This window comes from Streptomyces sp. JLBJ103 (genome assembly GCF_058215575.1).
The window spans coordinates 1,904,097-1,922,291 of the sequence record NZ_CM177089.1; the positions used below are offsets into that span (position 1 = coordinate 1,904,097).

The window sequence follows — 18,195 nt, forward strand, 5'->3', positions numbered from 1 at the left end:
GTCCGACTGTCGCACTCGCATGCGCCATGACGTGTACTTCCCGTGATCAAGGTCACCGAAAACCCGGATTTTCCCGGCTTTCCGTCAACCATGGCGATCACGCAGAGTATATGGCCTGAAAATCGCCCATGTGATCGATCACACACCATACAGGCGCGGGTCGGATCACGAAAATTCCGCCCAAAGCGAACACCTCCCGACGGTACCCCAGCTTCCGTTTCCCGGCCCGTCTGCCCGCTCAGAGCGGGAGCGCCACTCGCATGACAAGGCCGCCTCCCTCGCGCGGCTCCGCCGCGATCCTGCCGCCGTGGGCGCGCGCCACCGAGCGCGCGATCGACAGTCCGAGGCCGACGCCCTTGTCGCTGCCGGTGCGCTCGGTACGCAGCCGCCGGAAGGGCTCGAAGATGTTGTCCAGCTCGTAGGCCGGGACCACCGGTCCGGTGTTCGCCACCACCAGCACCGCCTGGCCCTGCTCGATCCCGGTGGTGACCTGCACCCAGCCGCCCTCGGCCACGTTGTAGCGCACCGCGTTCTGCACCAGGTTCAGTGCGATCCGCTCCAGCAGCACACCGTTGCCCTGGACCACCGCGGGCTCGCGCACCCCGCGCACCTCCACGCCCTTGGCCTCCGCCTCGGCCCGGACCTGGTCCAGCGCCTGGGAGGCGACCTCGGCGAGGTCCACCGGTTTGCGGTCGACGATCTCGTTGTCGCTGCGTGCGAGCAGCAGCAGGCCCTCCACCAGCTGCTCGCTGCGCTCATTGGTGGCCAGCAGCGTTCTGCCCAGCTGCACCAGCTCCGGGGACGCCTGCGGATCGGAGAGATGGACCTCCAGCAGGGTGCGGTTGATCGCCAGCGGGGTGCGCAGCTCGTGCGAGGCGTTGGCGACGAACCGCTGCTGGGCGGTGAACGCCCGGTCCAGCCGTTCCAGCATCTCGTCGAAGGTGTCGGCCAGCTCCTTCAGCTCGTCGTCCGGGCCGTCCAGCTCGATCCGGCGGGACAGGTCCGAACCGGCCACCTGGCGCGCGGTACGGGTGATCCGACCCAGCGGCGAGAGCACCCGTCCGGCCATGGCATAGCCGAACGCGAAGGCGACCACGGCCAGCCCCAGCAGGGCGATCAGCGAGCGGCGCAGCAGCCCGTCCAGGGCGAAGTCGCGCTGCTGCTTCATGCACTGGGCCACCGCGCGGTTGAACGCGTCGTTGTTGCCCTGACTGGGCAGATGGCAGGTGTCGGTCGGCTTGTAGTCGATCCGCACGATTTGCAGCGGGAACTCACTGCCGCGCCGGATGGCGTCGGCCGCGAGCAGATAGATGATCGTCAGCAGCACCACACCGGCGATCAGGAACATCCCGCCGTACAGCAGGGTGAGCCGTATCCGGATGGTGGGGCGCAGCCACGGGTTGGGCGGCGAACCGTGCGGCGGATCCCAGCTGGGCTTGGGTGGCGCGGTCGGCGGAAGCGGGGTCGTCGCCATGCCCGGTCAGATCCGGTAACCCGAGCCGGGAACCGTGACGATCACCGCGGGCTCACCCAGCTTGCGGCGCAGCGTCATCACGGTCACCCGGACCACGTTGGTGAACGGGTCGGTGTTCTCGTCCCACGCCTTCTCCAGCAGCTGCTCCGCGGAGACCACGGCGCCCTCGCTGCGCATCAGCACCTCCAGCACCGCGAACTCCTTCGGCGCCAGCTGGATCTCCTCGCCGTCGCGGAACACCTCGCGGCGGTTGGGGTCCAGCTTGATCCCGGCGCGCTCCAGCACGGGCGGCAGCGCGACGGTGGTACGGCGGCCCAGTGCCCGCACCCGCGCGATCAGCTCGCTGAAGGCGAAGGGCTTGGGCAGATAGTCGTCCGCGCCGATCTCCAGGCCCTCGACCCGGTCGCTGACGTCACCGGAGGCGGTGAGCATCAGGACCCGGGTGGGCATCCCGAGCTCGACGAGCTTGCGGCAGACGTCGTCACCGTGGACGAGGGGCAGGTCCCGATCGAGGACGACGACGTCGTAGTCGTTGACGGCGATGCGCTCCAGGGCGGCCGCTCCGTCATACACGACGTCGACGGCCATGGCCTCCCGGCGCAGACCGGTGGCCACCGCGTCCGCGAGCAGCTGCTCGTCCTCGACGACGAGTACACGCACGTCGTTAGTCCTTCCGTCATGGCCACAGCGGGCGTGATCTCGCCAAACTCGATGAGCGTTCGGCGCCCTCCATCCTGCCTCGAAGTCTCATAAACCGGCGGTAAGGGGGAGCGGGGCCCGCCGCACCGCCACCGGCGCGGGACGGATCCACCGGAACAGGCAATTCAGATTCTTTTCGCGCCGGAGGTTTCCGCTCACAACGGGGTGGGGAGGACGACTGCACACCCGCGATCACGCCCTGTCTTTTGGCATCCCATGATCTTGCTGTCATCCGCAGGGACCACGTACGTGATCGCCCCGCCGTCGGCACACCCCCGTGCCACCGACCCACGACGAGGGGGCGCACCATGGACGCGTTCACCGCAGGCATTCTGCAGCGTATAGAGACCACCCAGTCCGACCTCACTCGCGCCCGTGAGACGGGCGACGAGTACCTCGCCGATGTGGAACAGGCGGAGCTGGACGACCTTCGTCGGCTGGCCGCCGAGCATGGCGTGGAGGTCAGCGCCGTCGCTTGATCCCTCCGGGGATACTGATCCGCTGTTTCACGATCCAGATACAGATACAGGTTCAGGTTCAGGTTCAAAGATCCAGGTTCAAGAACGGAAACGCGCCGACGATCCAGCGGCTGTTTCCGGTCCCACGCCCGAGCGCCCCGGTGTCCCAGTGGCACCGGGGCGCTTCGGCGTCCGCGGGGAGCCGCCCGCGGGGCACGGCATCAGTCGTGCCAGGCGCCCAGCTCGTCAAGACGCCCCTGGAGCGTTTCGAAGAGCCCGGGGGCCGCGGCGACCATCAGCTCCCCGGAACCCGGGACCCCCGGCCGTCCGCCGGTCAGCGCTCCCGCCTCGCGGGCTATCAGCTCCCCGGCCGCGTAGTCCCAGGGGTTGAGCCCGCGCTCGTAGTAGGCGTCGAGCCGCCCGCAGGCCACATCGCACAGATCGATGGCCGCCGAGCCGCCGCGACGGATGTCACGCACCGTGGGCAGCAGCTCGTGCAGCACCCTTGCCTGCCCGATGCGCCGCTCCCGCACATAGCCGAAACCGGTGCCGATCAGCGCCCGCTCCAGCTCCGGCGCGGGGCGGCAGCGCACCGGCTCGCCGTCCGCGTACGCACCCTGGCCGAGCACCGCGTGGTACGTCTCACCGCGCACCGGGGCCGCCACCACCCCGACGACCGTCTCGCCGTCCTTCTGGGCGGCGATGCTGACCGCCCACGCGGGCAGGCCGTAGAGGTAGTTCACCGTGCCGTCGATCGGGTCGATCACCCAGCGGACACCGCTGCTGCCCTCATGGCTCGCGCCCTCCTCCCCCAGCACACCGTCGGCCGGGCGGTGACGCGCCAGGAAGTCGGTGATCAGCTTCTCGGAGGCGATGTCCATCTCGGTGACGACGTCGATCGGGCTGGACTTGGTGGCGGCCACGCCGAGGTCGGCCGGGCGGCCGTCCCGCAGCAGGTCCCCGGCCCGGCGGGCGACCTCCAGCGCCAGGTCGAGCAGTTCGGTGGTGAGTGGGTCGGTCATCGTGCTCCTTCGCGGATGTACCCGTGGGGTGCGAGCGGCGCCGGCGGCGGTGACGGGCCATGGACTTCCGTGGGCCGGGCCCCGGTTGTGGATCAGCCCGGATCCACAGCGACAGGACCTAGTCGATGCCCGCGGCCGCGGGGCGCGGTGAGCGGGCCGGGCAGCAGCCCACCGGGCAGAGGTCATGGCTCGGGCCGAGGGAGCCCAGCGCGCACCGCTCGGGGGCGGCGGCCGCCCCGCCCTCTTCGAAGCGCTCGGTGGCCGCGCGCTCCAGCACCAGATCGCGGACCGCCGCCGCGAACCGCGGATCGGCACCGACGGTCGAGGCGCGGGAGACCGGCAGGCCCAGCTCGGCTGCCTTGGCCGCGGCTTCCGTGTCGAGGTCGTACTTGACCTCCATGTGGTCCGAGACAAAGCCGATCGGGACCATGACCGCCGCGGGCGCGCCCTCGCCGTGCAGCTCCTCGAGGTGGTCGCAGATGTCCGGCTCCAGCCACGGGATGTGCGGCGCGCCGCTGCGCGACTGATAGACCAGGCGCCACGGATGGTCGACACCGGTCTGCTCACGCACCGCGTCGGCGACCAGCCGGGCCACCTCGAGGTGCTCGGCCACATACGCGCCGCCCTCGCCGTGGTCCGCCGGGGGCCCGGAGGTGTCCGCGACGGCGGTCGGGACGGAGTGGGTGGTGAAGGCCAGGTGCGCCGCGGCGCGCAGCCCCTCGGGGAGCTCGCCGAGCGCGGCGAGCGTCGCGTCCACCATGGGGCGCACAAAGCCGGGGTGGTTGAAGTAGTGCCGCAGCTTGTCGACGCGCGGCAGCGGCAGCCCCTCCGCCTCCAGCGTGGCGAGCGCGTCCGCCAGGTTCTCCCGGTACTGGCGGCAGCCGGAGTAGGAGGCGTAGGCGCTGGTGGCCAGCACCAGGATGCGGCGATGGCCGTCGGTGACCAGCTCGCGCAGAGTGTCGGTCAGATACGGCGCCCAGTTGCGATTGCCCCAGTAGACCGGCAGATCGAGCCCGTGCTCGGCGAAGTCCTTGCGCAGTGCCTGGAGCAGCTCGCGGTTCTGGGCGTTGATCGGGCTGACGCCGCCGAAGAGGAAGTAGTGCCGGCCGACCTCCGTCAGCCGCTCGCGCGGGATGCCCCGTCCGCGCGTCACGTTCTCCAGGAACGGGACGACGTCCTCCGGCCCCTCCGGCCCGCCGAAGGAGAGCAGGAGCAGGGCGTCGTACGGGGCGGGAGATGGCTGTTCTGACAGATCCGGCATGCTCCCGATCCTGCCACCAGCCTCTGACAGGCAGGAAATACCCCTGCGCGGAACCGGCGGTGGCCGTAAGCTGTATCAGCTCTCACGTTCCTTACCCAGCGGGCCTGTCCCGCTGTCCAGCCCTGTTCATCGGCGGAGCCGCTGTCGTGCCCAAGTCTCCTTACCGTGCGCTCTTCGCCACTCCCGGCGCCACGGCGTTCTCCCTCGCCGGTTTTGTCGGGCGGCTGCCGATCGCGATGGAGGGCGTCGGCATCGTCACGATGATCTCCCAGCTCACCGGCCGGTACGGACTGGCGGGCGCGCTCGCGGCCACCGTCGCGCTGTCCGTGGCGGTCGCCGGGCCGCAGATCTCCCGGCTCGTGGACCGGTACGGCCAGCGCAAGGTGCTGCGCCCGGCGACCCTCGTGGCGCTGATCGGCGTCGCGGGGCTGCTGGTGAGCGCGCGCCGGGGCTGGCCGGACTGGACGCTGTTCGTCTGGGCCGCGGCGGCCGGGTGCGTCCCGAGCGTGGGGGCGATGGTGCGGGCCCGCTGGGCGGCGATCCACCAGGACGCGCCGCGGGAGCTGCACGCCGCGTACGCCTGGGAGTCGATCGTCGACGAGGTGTGCTTCATCGTCGGACCGGTGATCTCGATCGGTCTGTCCACGGCCTGGTTCCCGGAGGCGGGCGTACTGCTGTCGACCTGCTTTCTGGCTGTCGGCGTCTTCTCGCTGACCCTCCAGCGCGCCACCGAGCCGGTTCCGCATCCGCGCGAGCACCACACCGGCGGCTCGGCACTGCGCTCGCCCGGACTGCGGGTGCTGGTGGCCACCTTCGCGGCGACCGGCGGCATCTTCGGCGCGACCGACGTGGTGACGGTGGCCTTCGCCGAGGAGGAGGGCCACAAGGCCGCGGCCAGCCTGGTGCTGTCGGTATTCGCGCTCGGCTCGTGTCTGGCGGGCGCGGTGTTCGGGATGAAGAGACCGCGCGGGGCGGTGTCCCGCCAGTGGCTGGTGGGTATTTGTGCGATGGCCGTGAGTATGATCCCCCTCCTACTGGTCGGGAACCTGCCGTTTCTGGCCGGGGCGCTCTTCGTCGCGGGCATGACGGTGGCTCCGACCATGGTCACCACCATGGCCCTCGTCGAACGGCATGTACCGCGCGCGAATCTGACCGAGGGCATCACCTGGACCACCACCGGGCTCGCGGTCGGGGTGGCGCTCGGCTCGTCGATCGCCGGTTGGGTGGTCGACGCCGCCGGGGCCGGGGCGGGGTACCTGGTGTCGGCGGTGGCTGGGGCGCTCGCGGCGGCGGTGGCGTTCCTCGGATACCGCCGGCTGCGGTCGGCGCCAGAACGGGAGGGGTCGGGTGCGGATGGCTGTCAGGACCGTGAGGACCGGTCGGAGCAGCGTGTGGTGTAACTGGGCGGGCAATGTGGCGGCCCGTCCGGCGCGGAGTGTGAGTCCGTCGTCCACTCAGGACCTCGTCGCGGCGGTGCGCGGGGCGGCGGCCGAGGGGCTGACGGTGAAGGCGGTGGGCACCGGCCACTCCTTCAGCACCGCCGCCGCCACGGACGGGCTGCTGATACGCCCGGACCGGCTGGTGGGGATACGGGATCTGGACCGCGGGGCCGGGACCGTGACGGTGGCCGCGGGCACCCCGCTCAAGCAGCTCAACGAGACGCTGGCGGCCCATGGTCTTTCGCTGACCAACATGGGCGACATCATGGAGCAGACGGTGGCCGGGGCCACCTCCACCGGCACCCATGGGACCGGCCGGGACAGCGCCTCGATCTCCGCCCAGATCGCCGGACTCGAACTGGTGACGGCGGACGGCTCGGTGCTGCGCTGCTCTGCGGAGGAGCACCCGGAGATCTTCGCGGCGGCACGGGTCGGACTGGGCGCGCTCGGTGTGGTCAGCGCGATCACCTTCCGGGTGGAGCCGGAGTTCCTGCTCACCGCGCGGGAGGAGCCGATGCCCTTCGACCGGGTGCTGGCCGACTTCCCGCACCTGGTGTCCGAGAACGAGCACTTCGAGTTCTACTGGTTTCCGCACACCGGAAACTGCAACACCAAGCGGAACAACCGCAGCCGGGGTCCGGCCGAGCCGGTGGGCCGGGTCAGCGGCTGGGTCGACGACGAGCTGCTGTCCAACGGCATCTTCCAGATGGCCTGTTCGGTGGGGCGGGCGGTCCCCGCGACCATCCCCGGCATCGCCAAGATCTCCAGCCGGGCGCTGTCCGCCCGCAGCTACACGGACATTCCTTACAAAGTCTTCACCAGTCCGCGCCGGGTCCGCTTCCTGGAGATGGAGTACGCCCTGCCGCGCGAGGCCGCGGTCGACGCGCTGCGCGAGCTGAAGAGGACCGTCGACCGCTCGGATCTGCGGGTCAGCTTCCCGGTGGAGGTGCGCACCGCGCCCGCCGACGACATCCCGCTGTCCACCGCCTCAGGCCGGGACACCGCGTACATCGCGGTGCATCTGTACCGGGGCACACCGCACCGGGCGTACTTCACCGCCGCCGAGCAGATCATGACCGCGCACGGCGGCCGCCCGCACTGGGGCAAGCTGCACAGCCGTGACGCGGCCTATCTGGCCGGGGTCTATCCACGGTTCGGTGAGTTCACCGCGATCCGCGACCGGCTGGACCCCGACCGGCTGTTCGCCAACGACTATCTGCGGCGGGTGCTCGGCGACTGACGCCCGGTCCCGGCTCCTCCGGCGCGGGGTCGCGCACCGCACGGAGTCACTCAGCGGCGGAGGAGTCCGGCTCGGGCGTGGCGCCCCCGGTGCCCGTGCTCCCGTCCGGAGCGCTCTGCGACGGGGGCGTCGAGGGAGCCGGGGTGGGGTCGGAGGTGCCGGGGGTGCGATCCGGGGACGCGCCGCCGTCACCGCCCCCCGCACCGGAGGACCTGGACGGGCCGGGCGTCGGCGTGGCCGGACGGCCGGCACCGCCGTCGCCGCGCTCGCGGGAAGGGCTCGCGGAGGGAGAGGAGCCACGTTCGGGGCCCCGGTCCCGGGACGGGGTCTCCGGACGAGTGTCCGACGGCTCGGGGTCGTTCTTCGACCCCGAGGAGCCCGACGGGCCGTTGACACTCTCGCTGACCGTTGTCCCGCCCCGGTCGCCGCCCCAGACGTTGGACACCGGACCGCCCGACGCCCACTCGATCCCCGTGATGGCCGCCATGGCGACGGTGAACACGGCCAGCGCCGCGAGCGCGGGCCGCCGCCCGCCGCGCAGCCGGGTGCCGTGCGTGGTGGGATCGTTCCAGACGCCGTGCTCCCTGGGCGCGGCCGCGGCGCCGCGTCCGGCGCGGGGCGCGGTCCGGGTCTGGTCCCGCGCCTCCTTGATCTGCTCACCGGTACGCCGGAACAGATGCTGGAAGATGCTGCCGCCCGCGGTCGCGACCACGCTCACCAGACCGGCGCCGAGGATCGTGCCGTACACACCGAGCTTGGAGGCCAGCACCGCGGCGGCGACGGCCGCCAGCGCGCTCCCGGCCACCTGGGCCACGCTCAGCTCCGCCCGCCCGCTCTTCTGTTGTCCGTCGCTCTCGGCCTTGCCGTGCATCTCTCGCCCTTGCGTGGACATTCGTTCCAGCCTGCAAGGAGAAGTGACCGATAAACGAAGCGGATCGTTCCGATTCTGGCGATTCTGTGAACCTTGCCACCCACATCCGGACCCACTTCGAAGGACTGAGGGTCCGATCACCATGCCGCGGCCGAACTCGGCTGGCGCGCCGCTCCACCCGAGCGGCCCGAATGGAGTACTGTGGCGAGCCCTGGCCCCCCTCCCCCCGTCCGGCTGCCCGGACCCAACGAGAGGGGCCGGAAGGCGGCAACTCAACGGGCGCCGCCGCGACATGACATGGGGATCGCCGCCCGAGGTGACAGCGCCGTCACTTTGGGTTGCAAACAGGTCACCGTGCCATAACGGCGGATCGGGGACCATGCCCGACACGCCGGGCAACTCGGCAAAGTTGTGGCAGGCTGCACCCGGGCAGGCCACACTCGTCTAGCGGGAGAGCAGCGACGCAACCGTGACGTCGGCAGGCACCACCCGGGAGGTCCCCATGCCCGAACTGCGTGTCGTGGCCGTCAGCAACGACGGCACACGGCTGGTGCTCAAGGCTGCGGACAGCACGGAGTACACACTTCCCATCGACGAGCGACTGCGCGCCGCGGTGCGCAATGACCGCGCTCGGCTCGGCCAGATCGAGATCGAGGTCGAGAGCCATCTGCGACCCCGTGACATCCAGGCCCGTATACGCGCCGGCGCCTCTGCCGAAGAGGTGGCGCAGATGGCGGGAATCCCCGTCGATCGTGTGCGCCGCTTCGAGGGCCCGGTGCTCGCGGAGCGCGCGTTCATGGCCGAGCGCGCCCGCAAGACGCCCGTGCGCCGCCCCGGCGAGAACACCGGCCCGCAGCTCGGCGAGGCCGTCGCGGAGCGGCTGCTGCTGCGCGGCGCCGAGAAGGACACCACGCAGTGGGACTCCTGGCGGCGTGACGACGGCACCTGGGAGGTGCTGCTGGTCTACCGGGTCGCCGGTGAGCCGCATTCGGCGAGCTGGACCTACGACCCGCCCCGGCGGCTGGTGCAGGCCGTCGACGACGAGGCGCGGGCGCTGATCGGCGAGGCGGACGACACCCCCGAGCCCAGCTTCCCCTTCGTGCCGAGGATCGCCCGGCTGCCGCGCGACCGCGACCGCGACCGCGACCGGGAGAGAGACCGCGACCGGATGTCGGGCGAGCGCGGCGGCGAGGAGACCGACAGCCCCACGTCGGCATCGGCGTCCGCTTCGGCGGACGACGGCATCGGCGGCGAGCGGGACTCGCTCACCAGCCTGCTGGAGGCCGTGCCCAACTTCCGGGGGGACATGGTCGTGCCCGACGCGCCCGCCGCGTCGGCCTCCCCGCCGGACGAGCCCGCCGAGGAGCCGGAGACCGTGGAGCCGCCCGCCCCGGCGGCGAGCGCTGGTTCGGCGTACGCGGATGTGCTGATGCCGCGGTCGGTGGCGGGCCATCGCGACCGGCTGACCGGGACCACGGACCGTCAGGCGGAGGCAGACGGGGTCCGTCCGGGCCGCCGGGCGGCGGTGCCCAGCTGGGACGAGATCGTCTTCGGCACCCGCCGCAAGAAGCAGGAGTAGCCGCCGGGCGCCCCGGCCGCGCGCCGGGCGCCCACGGCCCGTAGGTGCTCATCCGGTGGGCCCCGCCGCCCCGTTGGGGACGGCGGGGCCCACCGGCGCGCTCAGCCCGGCTGCGGGCCCGTGGCCACGGGGCGCTCACCGGAGGCGGACCACTCGCTCCAGGAGCCGACGTACAGGGCCGCCGGTACGCCCGCGGCCGCCAGCGCCAGCACCTGGTGCGCGGCCGAGACACCCGAACCGCAGTACACCCCCACCTCGGTGGCCTCCGTGACGCCCAGCCCCGCGAAGCGCTCGGCCAGCCGTGCCGGGGGCAGGAACTGGCCGTCGGCGGTGACGTTCTCGGCCGTGGGGGCGGAGACCGCGCCGGGGATATGGCCGGCGACCGGGTCGATGGGCTCGACCTCGCCCCGGTACCGCTCGGCCGCCCGCGCGTCCAGCAGCACACCGCGCCGGGCGAGCGCCGCCGCGCCGTCCGCGTCCAGCAGCGGCACGGCGCCCGGCTCGGGGACGAAGTCCCCCTCGGCCACGGTGGGGACGTCAGTGGTCAGCGGGCCGCCCTGCGCCGTCCAGGCGGGCAGACCGCCGTCCAGCACCCGTACGGACGGATGTCCCGCCCAGCGCAGCAGCCACCACGCACGCGCCGCCGCCCACCCCTGACCGCCGTCGTAGGTCACCACGCTCCGGTCCCGGCCGACCCCGGCCCCACGCATCGCGGTAGCGAAGGTGGACAGTTCGGGCAGCGGATGACGCCCTGCGGCTCCGGCCGATCCCGCGAGCTCGGTGTCGAGGTCGACGTAGACGGCACCGGGCAGATGGCCCGCCTCGTACATGGGGCGCCCCGGAGGACCACCGAGTTGATAGCGCACATCGAGCAGCAGCGGCGGTCGGTCTCCAGCCATCTCACCCATGAGGCCAGATGCGGTGATGAGGGGATTCATGGGAACCATCCTTACGTAGAAATCCCTGCGACTTTTGGACTATCGAGTCACCCGACGTACAGCTGATGGCCACAGGACCGCAATGAAGCCGAAACGGATGCACCGTGTGATTTCGGGCATTCTCCAGTGGGAACCCGCGAATTGCGGCGCGGCCGGGGGGCGCTCCACGACGGGTGGTGCAAATATCTTCCGGACCCCCACAGCAACACCTCCGCACCACCGCCCCGCGCCGCCGACCGGCGTCCGGGGACGTACGACCACAACAAATGGTCCGAGGAGAGATTGACCTATGACCGAGGCAGCGACTCGGCGCACACCGGGCACGCCCTGCTGGACGAGTCTGATGGTGCACGACCTTGCCGCGACACAGGACTTCTACCACGCCGTGTTCGGTTGGGAGTTCACACCGGGCCCACAGCAGCTCGGCGCGTACGTCCGCGCGGTACAGGGCGGCCGACCGGTCGCCGGGCTGGGTGAACTGCCTCCGGAGCGCCATCTTCCGGTGGCCTGGATGACCTATCTGGCGTCGGACGACGCCGATGAGGCAGCGGAGATGATCCGTGCCTGCGGCGGCACCGTGGCGGTGGGCCCGCTCGACGCGGACGAGGCCGGGCGGATGCTGCTGGCGGCCGACCCGGAGGGCGCGGTGTTCGGGGTGTGGCAGGAGGTGCACCAGCCGGAGATCCCGGCGACCGGGGCGCCGGGCACACCCGTCTGGCACGAGCTGATGACCCGTTCCGCCGTCGGCGTCGCCAAGTTCTACCAGATGGTCTTCGGCTACCAGCCGGAGCCCGCGGACCCGGCTGACTCCCGCTGCCGCACCCTGCGGCTGGACGGGCGGCCGGTGTGCGCGATCCGGAGCGTGGGCGGCGCGCTGCCGCGCGACCGGGGACCGCACTGGATGACGCACTTCGCGGTGACGGACGTGGACGAGGCGGTACGCCGGGTGACCGCGTCCGGTGGCCAGGTGGTGCGGCCGCCGTCGGAGGGGACGGCGGGGCGCTGGGCCACGGTGACCGACCCCGAGGGCGCGGCCTTCACCGTCGTACGGGCCGCGAACGGCTGACGGTACGGCGGCCACGGCCTCAGGGCCTCTCAGGCAGAGGTGGAGGCCGGGTCGTGGTGACGCCGGTGCGCGGTCCCGTCGGACCCCGTACCGGCCGCCACCGGCCCGGAGGGCGCGTCGACGGGCAGCACATCCGGTGACAGGGCGGCGGCGTGGGCGGTGGCGGCCGTCATCCGGCGCCGGTGGTGGCGGCGGCACAGCACCTCGTAACCGACCGCGCTCTCCGGCTGGTTGACGTCGCCCACGACGACCTGGGCGCCCTCGACGACCATCCGGCCGCCGATGGTACGTGCGTTGTGCGTGGCCCGCGCCCCGCACCAGCACAACGACTCGACCTGCAACACCTCCACCCGGTCGGCGAGTTCCACCAGACGCTGCGAGCCGGGGAACAGCTTGCTGCGGAAGTCGGTGGTGATGCCGAAGGCGAAGACGTCCACACCCAGGTCGTCGACGATCCGGGCGAGTTGGTCGATCTGGGCCGGGGCGAGAAACTGCGCCTCGTCCGCGATGACGTAGTCGGCCCGGCCCCCGGCCGTCAGCACCCCGACCACATGGGCGTAGAAGTCCAGGTCCTCGACGGCCTCGACCGCCTCGGTGACCAGCCCCAGCCGCGAGGAGAGTTTGCCCTCGCCCGCCCGGTCGTCCCGGGTGTAGATCATCCCTTGCAGTCCGCGCGTCGAGCGGTTGTGCTCGATCTGAAGAGCGAGGGTGCTCTTTCCGCAGTCCATGGTTCCGGAGAAGAACACCAGCTCGGGCATGAGGGCGGCAGAGCCTTTCGTACGGCGGAGATGACGGATCGCGCTTCAGGAGCGTACTTCGAGGAGCGGCACCAACTGCTCCACAGGGGTCATCGAACCGTGCAGCCCCACCATCGCGGACTCCTTCGGCTCGGTCTCCGAGGCGACGATCGCGACATCGTCGGCAGCGGCGGCCACCACATCGCCGATCCGCCGGTAGACCCGCTCCTCCACCCCGCCGCCGTCGCCGGGCGGGCCGAACCAGCCCGCCTCGACGGCCTCGTCGCGCCCAGCCACCCACATCCGGTCGCCCAGCACCTCTCGCCAGACCGCGAGCACATCAGCGGCGGCTCCGGGGACCGCGTACACATGCCGGGCACGGCCCTCGCCGCCCAGGAGCGCGACGCCCGCCCGCAGTTCCCAGTCCTCGTCGAAGTCGATCCGCGACTCCGGGTCGAAGGGGATGTCGATCATGCCGTGGTCGGCGGTGACGTAGAGGGCGGAGCGGGGCGGGAGTTGCTCGGCGAGCCGCTGGGCGAGCCGGTCCACATAGCGGAGTTGCTCACGCCACTCCATGGAATCCACACCGAAGCGATGGCCCTTGCCGTCCACTTCGCTGTAGTACGTGTAGACCAGCGAGCGGTCCCCGGCGGCGAGTTGCTCGGCCGCGAGGTCCATCCGCTCCTCGCCGGTGAGCCGTCCGTGGAAGGTGCCGCCGCTCAGCGCGATCTTGGTGAGCGGGGTCTCCTCGAAGGTCGGCGCGGAGACCTGGCAGGTGTGCACACCCGCCGCGTCGGCCTGCTGGAAGACCGTGGGGTACGGCTGCCAGAGATGCGGATCGGTCCAGGGCTGCCAGCGCAGCTGGTTCATCAGATGGCCGGTGGCGGGGTCGGCCACGGTGTAGCCGGGCAGCCCGTGGGCACCCGGCGGCAGCCCGGTGCCGACCGAGGCCAGCGAGGTCGCGGTGGTGGACGGGAAGCCCGCGGTCAGCGGCGCCCCGGTGCCGTTCAGCGAGCTGGACAGCAGCGTGGTCAGAAAGGGCGCCTCGGCGGGGTGGGCGCGCAGCAGCTCCCAGCCGAGACCGTCGACCAGGAAGACGCAGACCCGGTCGGCGGGGGCGAGGGTGAGCCCGGAGGTGAAGCCCGGGACCTCCTGCCCCGCGACGACGGCGGGCAGCAGATCGGCCAGCGACGCGGAGCCGTACTTCGGCAGCGGCGCGGAACGCGGGTCGAGCGGCGCGGGCTCGGGCCAGGCGGAGCCGGCCGGGGCGGGGCCGGTGGCGGAACCGGACATCAGCGGCCGGAGTCCGGCGTGGCCGCGGTGGCCTCGGAGAGCGCCTGGGCGAAGGCGAGGGTCTGGCGGACGCTGTCGGGCCCGTCGCCCGCCTCGCTGACGCGCAGGCTCAGGTCGTCGGCGGTGGAGGAGCCGGTGTAGCCGTGGTCCGCCTCGCAGTTGGGATCGCCGCACGCGGCGGGCTCCAGGTCCAGCCGGTTGACCGCGCCCCACCCGATGGTGAGCACGACCTCCCGCGGCAGGGTGCCCGGGGTGTACGACTCGGGATTGGCGACGACCCGGCTGACCACGACCGAGGAGATCCGCTGGAGCTTCACCGACTCGGTGGAGGTGGTGGCGTACGGCGACGGCGAGGTGCCGTCCGCGGCCTGCTCGTCGGTGTGGCTGACGATGAAGCGGTTGCGGGTGAGGACGAGGACCGTGACATGGCGGCGGACCTCGTTGGCGTCGAAGGTGGTCTCCTGGTGGACGAGGTACGAGACGATCGGTTCCCCGCCCACGGCGGCCTCCACCGCCTCGGCCACGAGTGCCGGGTAATAGCCGCTGCGCTCGATCGCCGCGCGCAGCCCCTGGGTCGTCGTACCGGTCTTCGCCATGTGCACCATCCTAATCCGTGGGTGTGGCCGGTCCGGCCGTACGGATGCGCGGACGGCCGGTTCGGGACCCACCGGGGCCCGCGGCCGGAGGGCCCGTCCGGTGCGCCGCGGGGCGGACCCACGGCGCGAAGCGCTGACCGGGGGGCGCATCGTCGCGCCCGTACCGCAGGACGTGCCGCCGCACGATCTCGAGCCGCTCCGCGGCGACGAGGCAGGAGACGGGCTCCGGGCCGTGGGCGTCCGCCTCGAAGGCGACCAGGACGGTCGGCTGTTCACCGAGGTGCCGGGGGACCGCGGCCGGCTCCCCGGGGGTCGGCGCGAAGGCCGGATCGTGGAACGCCGTGGGGCAGCTGACGAATGCCGGACCGCGGAAGACGAGTTCCGGTCCGTGGCCGTAGCTGAGGTCGGGCCCGGCGGCCGGCCGGAACGCGCCGCAGTCCCGGGCGAGGACGTCCCAGTCCCACCAGGATCTCTCCGGGAGCCGGATCGCCGGGTACGGGGATGTGGTGTCCACCGTCAGGACCTCCTGGCGGTCAGTAGGCGGGGAGGTGGCGGGGACCGAGGTCGGTCCGGACGGGGGGTGGGGCGAGGCGGGCGGAGGCGCCGAGCACCGACAGACCGCGCTGAGCGACAACGACCGGTTCGAGGTCGACGGCGACCATTTCGGGATGGTCGTCGACCAGACGTGACACCCGCAGCAGCAGCTCCTCCAGGGCCGCGGTGTCGACGGGTTTGGAGCCGCGCCAGCCGAAGAGGAGCGGGGCGGTCCGGATGGACCGGATGAGCCCGGCGGCGTCCCGGTCGGTGGCCGGGACGAGGCGGTGGGCGGTGTCGCCGAGCAGTTCGGAGGGGGCACCGGCAAGGCCGAAGGAGAGCACGGCCCCGGCCGCGGGGTCGATCGCGGCCCGGACCACGGTGTCCACACCGCGCGGCGCCATCCGCTGGACGACCAGCCCCAGCTCCTCGGGCGGGCCGAGGTAGTCGGTCAACTCGGCGTAGGCGCGGCGCAGTTCCACCTCGCTGCCGAGGCCGAGCCGTACGCCGCCCAGGTCGGTGCGGTGGCGCAGATGGGGGGCGGTGGGCTTGAGCGCCACCGGGAAGCCGAGCCGCTCGGCGGCCCGGACGGCGGCGTCGGGGCCGGGCGCGGGCAGGGCGGGCAGCACGCTGACGCCGTAGCGGGCCAGCAGCCGCTGGGTGTCGGCGGCGGACAGCTCGACACCGGCCGCGGCGGTCGCGGTGTCGTCCGGCAGCGGGGCGCCGGGGGACGGTCGGCCCTCGGCCGGGACGCCGGCGAACGGGACGTTCTCAGCGGGGGCGCTCGCGGCCGGGGCGAGCAGCACCTCGATGTCGGCCGCGGCCCCGGACTCGTCGATGTCGTCGTACTCCGGCACCCGTCCGGGCTCGGCGGACTCCTCCCGGCGCCAGCGCGCGTACCGCACGGCCTCGGCGAGCGCCCGGACGGCCCGCTCGGCCGCGGGGTACGCCGGGATCCGCCGGGCCCGCGGGGCGTCGCGCTCGTCGCGCATCCCGGCCAGGGACTCCACCAGGTCGGGGATCTCCAGATGGACCACGGCCACGGGCTTGGCGCCGCCGGGCCCCGGGGCCGCGTCGGCCGCCTCGCGCACGGCCGCGGCGAGATCGGCGGCGCAGGTGTCGCCGACCCAGGGGATGGCGGTGACGACGACCGCGTCGCACCCGTCGTCGGCGAGCGCCTCGCTGAGGGCGGAGCGGAAGTCCCCGGGCTCGGCGGCCGTGGTGAGATCGCGGGGCGGCAGCGGGCGCAGCCCCTCGGTGAGGCAGGCGTCGTAGGTGAGCATCCCCAGGGACTCGGAGTTGCCGAGGATGGCGACGCGCGGCCCGGCCGGAAGCGGCTGGGAGGCGAGCAGGACGCCGACGTCGGCGAGCTCGGTGACGGTGTCGACGCGGATGACGCCCGCCTGCCGCAGCAGGGCGGAGACGGTGGCGTCGGGGATCCCGGTGGTGGGCACGGCATGGCCGGTGGGGGCGGCGCCGCTGTGCCGGGCGCCCTTGACCACCACCACCGGTTTGACCGCGGCGGTGCGCTTGGCGAGCCGGGTGAACTTCCGCGGGTTGCCGATGGATTCGAGGTACATCAGGGCCACGTCGGTCTGCGGGTCGTCGTACCAGTACTGGAGGAGATCGTTGCCCGAGACATCGGCGCGGTTCCCCGCGGAGACGAAGGTCGATATCCCGGCGATCCCGGCCAGACCGGCCAGCCCCGCCCCGCGCCGGTGCAGCCCGGAAAGCAGCGCGATGCCGATGGCCCCGGACTGGGTGAAAAGACCGAGTCGTCCGGGGATGGGCAGTTGGGGAGAGAGGGAGGCGTTCAGCCGCACCCCGTCGGCGGTGTTGATGACGCCGAAGGCGTTGGGGCCGATGACGCGCATGCCGTAGGTGCGCGCCTGGCGGACCAGGTCGCGCTGGCGGGCGCGGCCCTCGGGCCCGCTCTCGGCGTATCCGGCGGAGAGCACGACCAGGCTCTGGACGCCGTGCTCACCGCAGTCGGCCACTACGGACGGCACCTGCCCGGCGGGGACGGCGACGACGGCCAGGTCGACCGGGCCGTCGATCTCGCGCAGCGCGCGATGGCCGGGAACGCCCTCCGGGTCGAGGGGCGCGCCACTCTCGGGGAAGGCGCGGTTGACGGCGTACAGGCTCCCGGTGAAGCCCCCGTCCAGGAGATTGCGCAGCACCGTGCGGCCGACTCCACCGGGGGCGCGTCCGGTGCCGATGACGGCGACGGAGCCGGGGGCGAGCAGCCGCTGCACGGAGCGGGCCTCGGCGCGCTGTTCGCGGGCGCGCATGACGGCCAGCGAGCGGTCGGTGGGTTCGAGGTCGAACTCCAGGCGCACGACGCCGTCCTCGAAGCTGCGCTGCTGGGTGTAGCCCGCGTCCGTGAACACCTTGATCATCTTGATGTTGGCGGGCAGCACCTCGGCGGCGAAGCGGCGGATGCCGCGTTCGCGCGCGACCGCGGCGATGTGCTCCAGGAGGGCGGAGGCGACACCACGGCCCTGGTGCGCGTCCTGGACCAGAAAGGCGACCTCGGCCTCGTCGGCGGGCGCACTGGCGGAGCGGCCCCGGCCGTCGATGCGGTCGTAGCGCACGGTGGCGATGAACTCGCCCCCCACGATCGCCGCCAGACCCACCCGGTCGACGTAGTCGTGGTGCGTGAAGCGATGGACGTCGCGGTCCGACAGACGCGGGTAGGGGGCGAAGAAGCGGTAGTACTTCGACTCGTCGGAGACGTGCTCGTAGAAGCTGACCAGCCGCTGCGCGTCATCGGGGGTGATGGGGCGGATCTGGGCGGTGCCACCGTCCCGTAGCACCACATCGGCCTCCCAGTGGGTCGGGTAGGCATGCTGGTCCGGCGGCGTCGGCATGGGGCAAGCCTAAGGGCCGGGCGGCCATCGGGAGCAGGTCCGAACGGGCCCGTCCGGATCCGGCAGCCGGTCCGAATGGTGGACCCCCTTGCGTCGGGGCCGGGTGTCGCGGGAAGGT

16 protein-coding genes are annotated in these 18,195 nt (G+C 72.5%); 5 read left to right on the forward strand and 11 right to left on the reverse strand.

Going from position 1 to position 18,195, the window contains the following annotated elements:
• Positions 1-238: 238 nt before the first annotated feature.
• Together AC4BEG_RS08175 and AC4BEG_RS08180 are read right to left on the reverse strand one after the other, a co-directional pair.
• Positions 239-1,474 carry a sensor histidine kinase gene (locus AC4BEG_RS08175; RefSeq protein WP_490705232.1) on the reverse strand — a complete coding sequence of 412 codons (1,236 nt, stop codon included), beginning with the start codon at positions 1,472-1,474 and terminating at the stop codon, positions 239-241.
• Between the two features lie 6 nt (positions 1,475-1,480).
• The gene (locus AC4BEG_RS08180) at positions 1,481-2,134 is read right to left on the reverse strand and encodes a response regulator transcription factor (RefSeq protein ID WP_490705233.1); all 654 of its coding nucleotides are present in this window, start codon (positions 2,132-2,134) and stop codon (positions 1,481-1,483) included.
• 347 nt (positions 2,135-2,481) lie between these two features.
• Between AC4BEG_RS08180 and AC4BEG_RS08185 the strand changes: the two genes are divergently transcribed.
• Positions 2,482-2,652, forward strand: coding sequence for a hypothetical protein (locus AC4BEG_RS08185; RefSeq protein WP_490705234.1), 171 nt, complete (start codon positions 2,482-2,484; stop codon positions 2,650-2,652).
• A gap of 200 nt (positions 2,653-2,852) precedes the next feature.
• Here AC4BEG_RS08185 and AC4BEG_RS08190 read toward each other — a convergent pair whose 3' ends face one another.
• Positions 2,853-3,653, reverse strand: coding sequence for an inositol monophosphatase family protein (locus AC4BEG_RS08190; protein ID WP_490705235.1), 801 nt, complete (start codon positions 3,651-3,653; stop codon positions 2,853-2,855).
• A 118-nt stretch (positions 3,654-3,771) separates the two neighbouring features.
• Complete coding sequence (locus AC4BEG_RS08195; RefSeq protein WP_490705236.1) at positions 3,772-4,914, reverse strand: ferrochelatase; 1,143 nt, start codon at positions 4,912-4,914, stop codon at positions 3,772-3,774.
• 146 nt (positions 4,915-5,060) lie between these two features.
• Here AC4BEG_RS08195 and AC4BEG_RS08200 point away from each other — a divergent pair, with 146 nt between their 5' ends.
• Both AC4BEG_RS08200 and AC4BEG_RS08205 read left to right on the forward strand, forming a co-directional pair.
• A complete protein-coding gene (locus AC4BEG_RS08200; protein ID WP_490705237.1) occupies positions 5,061-6,314 on the forward strand; it encodes an MFS transporter in 1,254 nt (417 codons plus the stop codon).
• Positions 6,268-7,593: a D-arabinono-1,4-lactone oxidase gene (locus tag AC4BEG_RS08205; RefSeq protein ID WP_490705238.1), complete on the forward strand. Its 1,326-nt coding sequence runs from the start codon at positions 6,268-6,270 to the stop codon at positions 7,591-7,593. Before AC4BEG_RS08200 ends, AC4BEG_RS08205 begins: the two co-directional genes overlap by 47 nt.
• 46 nt (positions 7,594-7,639) lie before the next feature.
• On the opposite strand, the gene AC4BEG_RS08210 is transcribed toward AC4BEG_RS08205, so the two are convergent.
• Entirely contained in the window at positions 7,640-8,485 is an 846-nt protein-coding gene (locus AC4BEG_RS08210) for a hypothetical protein (RefSeq protein ID WP_490705239.1), read from the reverse strand.
• A 448-nt stretch (positions 8,486-8,933) separates the two neighbouring features.
• Between AC4BEG_RS08210 and sepH the strand changes: the two genes are divergently transcribed.
• Positions 8,934-10,043, forward strand: a complete 1,110-nt coding sequence (sepH, locus tag AC4BEG_RS08215) for a septation protein SepH (protein ID WP_490705240.1) — start codon at positions 8,934-8,936, stop codon at positions 10,041-10,043.
• 101 nt (positions 10,044-10,144) lie between these two features.
• On the opposite strand, the gene AC4BEG_RS08220 is transcribed toward sepH, so the two are convergent.
• A complete protein-coding gene (locus AC4BEG_RS08220) occupies positions 10,145-10,981 on the reverse strand; it encodes a sulfurtransferase (RefSeq protein WP_490705241.1) in 837 nt (278 codons plus the stop codon).
• A gap of 289 nt (positions 10,982-11,270) precedes the next feature.
• Here AC4BEG_RS08220 and AC4BEG_RS08225 point away from each other — a divergent pair, with 289 nt between their 5' ends.
• The gene (locus AC4BEG_RS08225) at positions 11,271-12,047 is read left to right on the forward strand and encodes a VOC family protein (RefSeq protein ID WP_490705242.1); all 777 of its coding nucleotides are present in this window, start codon (positions 11,271-11,273) and stop codon (positions 12,045-12,047) included.
• Positions 12,048-12,076: 29 nt separating this feature from the next.
• Here the strand turns inward: AC4BEG_RS08225 and AC4BEG_RS08230 are convergent, their stop codons facing one another.
• From AC4BEG_RS08230 to AC4BEG_RS08250, 5 genes are read right to left on the reverse strand one after another with little or no spacing between them, the layout of a single operon-like run.
• Positions 12,077-12,805, reverse strand: a complete 729-nt coding sequence (locus tag AC4BEG_RS08230; RefSeq protein WP_490705243.1) for a thymidine kinase — start codon at positions 12,803-12,805, stop codon at positions 12,077-12,079.
• Between the two features lie 45 nt (positions 12,806-12,850).
• Positions 12,851-14,077, reverse strand: coding sequence for an alkaline phosphatase family protein (locus tag AC4BEG_RS08235; protein WP_490705244.1), 1,227 nt, complete (start codon positions 14,075-14,077; stop codon positions 12,851-12,853).
• Entirely contained in the window at positions 14,077-14,673 is a 597-nt protein-coding gene (locus tag AC4BEG_RS08240; RefSeq protein WP_201878531.1) for a DUF5998 family protein, read from the reverse strand. The genes AC4BEG_RS08235 and AC4BEG_RS08240 overlap by 1 nt, the downstream gene beginning before the upstream one ends.
• 10 nt (positions 14,674-14,683) lie before the next feature.
• Positions 14,684-15,187: a hypothetical protein gene (locus AC4BEG_RS08245; RefSeq protein ID WP_490705245.1), complete on the reverse strand. Its 504-nt coding sequence runs from the start codon at positions 15,185-15,187 to the stop codon at positions 14,684-14,686.
• A gap of 19 nt (positions 15,188-15,206) precedes the next feature.
• On the reverse strand, positions 15,207-18,077 hold the full coding sequence (locus AC4BEG_RS08250) for a bifunctional acetate--CoA ligase family protein/GNAT family N-acetyltransferase (RefSeq protein WP_490705246.1): 2,871 nt from the start codon (positions 18,075-18,077) through the stop codon (positions 15,207-15,209).
• Between the last annotated feature and the right edge of the window lie 118 nt (positions 18,078-18,195).